The 626-nt window shown below is 30.0% G+C and carries 1 protein-coding gene and 1 pseudogene; both read right to left on the bottom strand.

Annotated elements, in window-relative coordinates; genetic code table 11:
- Positions 1 to 311: 311 nt before the first annotated feature.
- A pseudogene (locus tag V7112_RS23880) lies at positions 312 to 386 on the bottom strand (zinc-ribbon domain-containing protein); the annotation flags it as partial.
- A 51-nt stretch (positions 387 to 437) separates the two neighbouring features.
- Positions 438 to 626: hypothetical protein (locus V7112_RS18220; RefSeq protein WP_438823915.1), on the bottom strand; the 189-nt coding region annotated here is incomplete at its 5' end.

The following is a 626-nucleotide window of genomic DNA, read 5'->3' as shown; positions in this document are numbered from 1 at the left end:
TTTCATGGTAGTTTAAGTGAAAAACTTCACATTATAGAGTGTATTATTCTATAATTTTTCTAATAATCCTTGTTATTGTTTTATGATTAGGTTCTCATTATCGGTGTTCTATGTACTAAAAAAACATACACGCGCTCCTCTCACTCAGAAAAATCAGAAAGATATTCCTACTTTGATATTTACTACAAATGAGTTAAAAAGCGACACAGGAGTTAATGTCGCTTTGGTTGATATTATGATGATAATTTACTTTGTTTCCTTGTTATAAAATATGTCGAGTCGTAAAAAAATCAAATTTTACAATCTGGACATTATCGCTTATTGTACGTTCTATTAGTAATAGAAACATTCCATTCGTGTCCGTTCTTACACAACCACCAGACTCTTTTATTAGATAGTAAACCTAGTTCACCTTTTTATTCATATATTTTCTTCCATTAAAACAATCTCTTTCTGGGTATATCTGGTCCTATAAGATCAGGAGATATAACATTCTCCCTAAAAATCTCAGAATGAGAATTTCCGCCAATGTAAGAAAGAACTGCTTTTACCTTAAACTCTGGTGAATAATTAATTGCATTAGTCGTTACATTGATTACAATAGGATTCTCCATTAATTGTTTAAT

It is taken from the genome of Bacillus sp. JJ1566, assembly GCF_036962685.1.
GTDB lineage: Bacteria > Bacillota > Bacilli > Bacillales > Bacillaceae_L > Ferdinandcohnia.
Note: the sequence above shows the minus strand (reverse complement) of the source record. Positions and strands in the feature narration are given on the sequence as shown.